The organism is Phormidium sp. CCY1219 (assembly GCF_055795085.1).
The window spans coordinates 1-4,084 of sequence record NZ_JAYFEQ010000288.1; the positions used below are offsets into that span (position 1 = coordinate 1).

The window sequence follows — 4,084 nt, forward strand, 5'->3', positions numbered from 1 at the left end:
CACTTTGATAATGCCTTTAAGAGTTCAGTTTTGGACTGCTTAAGAATCCCCGCGTCTTCAGCGCGGGGAGTATCAAACTCCAACCTCTTCGAGCAAAGGCTGAATGGTTTCCCAGGTCAGTCCGCGATCGATGTATTGCGGCTGATTTGGATTCAGAGGACCTTTTAAGCGATCGATTTTGATAATTTTGGCGCGATCGGGGAGGACGGGAACATCCGGATCGAAGGCAGTGGGGCGCATTAACGAACTGGAAAATCCCTTAAAAATGGCAATTTCATCCATCTCCTCATCAATTTCAGCCTCGACCATCAACACTTCTTGGGGTCGTCTAACCGTGTATTGTTCCAAGCGCTGCCCAATGGAATTGCTCATCTCAATCGATGCTTTTCAATCAACAATCAACGAACTGTAAACGTGGGACGGGGAATTTTAAACCCAGTGAATTTCTCGTTTTAGGCACTTGCTGCCTTCGCCCATTATAAATTTATCGAGCCATTTTTCGAGTCATAAGAAAGCGTAATTTTCCGCGATTATTACATCCTAAAAGCTTAGTGACCCGTTGCGGAACGTCCTTCTTTTCCCAATCGAATAAACAAAAAGTAGGCAAAACAAAGAACGTAAAAGGTCAAGCCGATTAACCCAAAAAAGCCTAAAACTGCGGGGTCGGCATCGGTATGAAAAAGCTGCTTAAATCCCCAAGGTGGATCTAACCACACGCGACAGTAGGGAGTCGCGAGAATTGCGTCTTTACTGGAAAAGGCACAACTGAGAAAGGGAAGTTGAACCAAGCTTCCGATCGCCATGTAAACGGTAATTGCCCAACGCCAGGAGGTAAATGCCAGCTTCAAAGGTGACTGGGATTGGTCATCAATATCTTCATTGATATCCACCCAAAACCAAAGGGAAACGGGAATTAAAATGCGAGCCGCTAGTGCTGAAATAAAGCTAATTGGTAACGCTCCAATCATCAGATAGACGGTAATGAGCAGCAAGCTAGCCACCCGCCAATAAATGACTAACAGGTGTTGTATGGCGTCTGATTTGCCAGCAAAGGCCCAAATCAGTAGCACCAGGGGCAGAATAACGGTGAATACTACAGCTAGTCGATAATCCATCCAGACTAGCGGTTGAAACCAAGGTTGCTCCATTATTTGTCTCGTGGAATTATCTGGGGTCGAGTTTTGGTTCACTCGCCAACGGCTATTTCCGGAGAGAGTCCGGTAAATCTGCGCGATCGGCAACCATAAAGGCAAGCAACTGGACCTCGATAAATCGAGATCTAGTTGCATTTTTAACGAATGCGAGTTGAATCACGCAATCTCGGCGGATGAGGTGGGCCACCTTATCCCGTCACGCTCATCTATTCGTCGTAGATCCGACACTCTGCGGCATCGGGATTATCATCGCAATATTTTTCAAAGGAAGACTTGGGTTTGGTATTGCGCTGATCGGAGGCTTCAGCTTGCATTTCTTCTACCGCATCCCAAGCCGCCGCACATTCAGAGGAGCTTGCTCCACTGGTATCGCATACGCTACGCGCGTTTTCGCGCTCTTGTTCGATTTGTTGGTTGATATTGTTGCTCATTGCTTTTGTACTCTTAACTACTGCGATCGGCACGCAATTAGGAACCGAATTGATTTTAGCGCGAAGCTTTTTTGTCCGGGAGTGCCCGAGTCCAGGAATTCGGCAAGTGCCGAGGGATTCTAGAGTCGGTGCGATTTCCGGGAGGGGAGGTGTTCGGAACCACCGACGCCGCGCCGTTAATCGAGATTTGGTATTTAACGCGGCTTCCCTGGAATTAGGGATAGAGGAACAGGGGAACTGAAAGTGTATCTGTTTTTATTTTTTCAGCTTGACGAATGTCGATGGCCTTTCCCTCCCGATGAATTTTCTGCTGGCCGATCTGTTTTCTATGTTAACTTATGTTAAGCCATCGCGCGCAGATAATCCATTGCCCAGTCAAGAAACTGCGATTTTTGCGCGTTTTAAACAGCATATGGGGGAAAATCGGCAACCCCTCGTGATTTTTAGACCCCTCAGTTCAGAACCGCAAGAGAAAGCGATCGCCTCCGACAAGACGATCGCCCCTCAACCCGCCCCAAAGGCGATCGCCCGCCAGTTGTTGCCGCCACTGGCGCTTGCATGTCCCTAAATTTTCTCCTGGAGTTGGCCAAGAGTCAATCCCATCCGCATCCCTCCTCCCTCGTGCCTGGTTATGTTCCGCGTACCCACAGGGGGAGTTTTCTGCGGGAGTTAAATCTTCTGTTGGGGGATGGAACCTTGCGCCACAAAGCGACGTCAACAACCGAATATATCGCCAACCGCTCGTTTTATCGAACCCAAATCGGTGGGATAGCGTTTCTAGAACCCAAGCACTCCGATCGAATTTAGAGTGCTGAATTTTTGTAATTTCCGGGAGTCAAGCGATCGATTCTTAACGCGATCGCGAATCTTTGCCTGAAAAATTTTAGGGAGGTTTTGGAAGGTTAAATCCAGTCAGACGGGCAAGCAAAACTCAGGCGAAAGCCCAGATTGCAAGGGGTTTAGAGCGGAAAAGCCAAGCAAGCCGACGGCATTTTTCACCTAAATAAATCCGGCTTGATTAACCTTTCAAAACTTTCCATAAAATTTTAAGGTTGAAAGATTTGTTGGGGAAAAAAGTATGATAGAGTGAGCAAAGCGGAAGATAAAAAGCATACCGAAAAATTTCACGGGTCGCTAATTCAGGGGGGGGTCAAACCAGACACCTTCACCAGCGACCATCCCTAAATAGTGAAATCTCGAAAAAGCGCGATCGCGGCAATTGCCAACCATTCTCAGGCCAGATAGAACCTCCATTGATGCGAGTGCGTGTTTGCTCCTCGCCTGAAAAATGCCCCAGTAAACCCGATCGCCCTCCACTGGAGAAACGCCCACCGCTGCGGTGGAAAAGCCGACCCTCGGGTTAGCTCATTTCTAACCTCCAATTGCGGTGGAACGACGCCCACACTATCCTCTCACTCAGGTTTATGAAGATGTGCCGTGTAAAACTCGCCATATTCTTTGCCGTTGCTGGATTTGCTGCCCTAGGGTTGGGGCGGCCCACCCTGGCGCAAACCCCAACCCAAAGCTGTGAAGCCTGTGCCTTAGGCGGCGGTAGGGTCACCACCCGGGCGACATTTCCCAGCGCCCAAACCAATACATCTCCTGACGACAATAATCCGGAGGGAGAATTCCGACCCGACAGCCCGCCGACGGCGCGCGAGATTCAACAACAAAGCAGCCAACTGCAACAGCGCTTGCAAGCCATCCAACAAGTCCCCCTACAGCAAATCTATCTCGGCGCACCCGGAAGCAGTTCCAACACCCCCACCGCCTATGGAGGCAGTTTTGGCAGTGTGGGCGTCGGGTTCAGCTATCAAGAACGAACCCGCTACACCGAAGATGCCGATGGAACGGCGGGGGTGGTGGTCAGTTTTGGCAACCCGCAAACTAGCGTCGGTTTGGATGTGGGCGTTACCGCATTGGATCTGTCAGACTTCGGCGATCGCGGTTCGTTTAACTTCAAACTGCACCGCGCCCTTCCCCAAGACTTCGCCGTTGCCGTAGGACTGGAAAACGCCCTCATCTGGGGCTTCTCCGATGCCGATACCAGCGTTTACGGCGTGGTTAGCAAGCGGTTTCGCGTCAAAGAAAACAGCCAAGACCCCTTCAGCCGCATTTCCGTCTCCGCCGGGGTGGGCAGCGGACGCTTTCGGACCGAAGAGCAAGTGCAAGACGACGAAGGTAGCGTCGGCGTCTTTGGTAGCGTCGCCGTGCAAGTGGTCCCCCCCGTCAGCGTCTTTACCGAATGGACCGGTCAAGATTTGAACGTCGGCGCATCGGTGGTCCCGTTTCGCAATCTGCCCCTGGTACTGACTCCCACCCTCAGCGACGTCACCGAAACCGCCGGGGACGGAGTTCGCTTTACCCTGGGCGTCGGCTACGGAATGTCTTTGTTTTAAATCGATATTTTTGGAAGGATAAATAGTCAGGGACTCCGTAGAAACCAACCCCATGTCTAAAGCCAGGGGCTTGTACTTCTAACCACCTGACCAGCCTAAA

The 4,084-nt window shown here is 50.6% G+C and carries 5 protein-coding genes; 2 read left to right on the forward strand and 3 right to left on the reverse strand.

Annotated elements, in window-relative coordinates; translation table 11 throughout:
• Positions 1-72 precede the first annotated feature (72 nt).
• The 3 genes from AC0QH1_RS04510 to AC0QH1_RS04520 form a co-directional block, all read right to left on the reverse strand.
• Complete coding sequence (locus tag AC0QH1_RS04510) at positions 73-372, reverse strand: DUF7734 family protein (RefSeq protein WP_324629698.1); 300 nt, start codon at positions 370-372, stop codon at positions 73-75.
• Positions 373-548: 176 nt separating this feature from the next.
• On the reverse strand, positions 549-1,148 hold the full coding sequence (locus AC0QH1_RS04515) for a DUF3177 family protein (RefSeq protein WP_324629699.1): 600 nt from the start codon (positions 1,146-1,148) through the stop codon (positions 549-551).
• A 212-nt stretch (positions 1,149-1,360) separates the two neighbouring features.
• Complete coding sequence (locus tag AC0QH1_RS04520; RefSeq protein ID WP_324629701.1) at positions 1,361-1,585, reverse strand: Calvin cycle protein CP12; 225 nt, start codon at positions 1,583-1,585, stop codon at positions 1,361-1,363.
• A 328-nt stretch (positions 1,586-1,913) separates the two neighbouring features.
• On the opposite strand from AC0QH1_RS04520, the gene AC0QH1_RS04525 reads away from it, so the two are divergent.
• On the forward strand, positions 1,914-2,153 hold the full coding sequence (locus AC0QH1_RS04525; protein ID WP_324629702.1) for a hypothetical protein: 240 nt from the start codon (positions 1,914-1,916) through the stop codon (positions 2,151-2,153).
• An 856-nt stretch (positions 2,154-3,009) separates the two neighbouring features.
• Positions 3,010-3,984, forward strand: coding sequence for a hypothetical protein (locus AC0QH1_RS04530; RefSeq protein WP_324629703.1), 975 nt, complete (start codon positions 3,010-3,012; stop codon positions 3,982-3,984).
• Positions 3,985-4,084: the final 100 nt, after the last annotated feature.

What these genes read in the sequence shown, in the direction of transcription:
- AC0QH1_RS04520 (WP_324629701.1), bottom strand. Translation starts at nt 1,585, where the DNA reads ATGAGCAACAATATCAACCAACAAATCGAACAAGAGCGCGAAAACGCG.
- AC0QH1_RS04515 (WP_324629699.1), bottom strand. Translation starts at nt 1,148, where the DNA reads ATGGAGCAACCTTGGTTTCAACCGCTAGTCTGGATGGATTATCGACTA.
- AC0QH1_RS04510 (WP_324629698.1), bottom strand. Translation starts at nt 372, where the DNA reads ATGAGCAATTCCATTGGGCAGCGCTTGGAACAATACACGGTTAGACGA.
- AC0QH1_RS04530 (WP_324629703.1), top strand. Translation starts at nt 3,010, where the DNA reads ATGAAGATGTGCCGTGTAAAACTCGCCATATTCTTTGCCGTTGCTGGA.
- AC0QH1_RS04525 (WP_324629702.1), top strand. Translation starts at nt 1,914, where the DNA reads ATGTTAACTTATGTTAAGCCATCGCGCGCAGATAATCCATTGCCCAGT.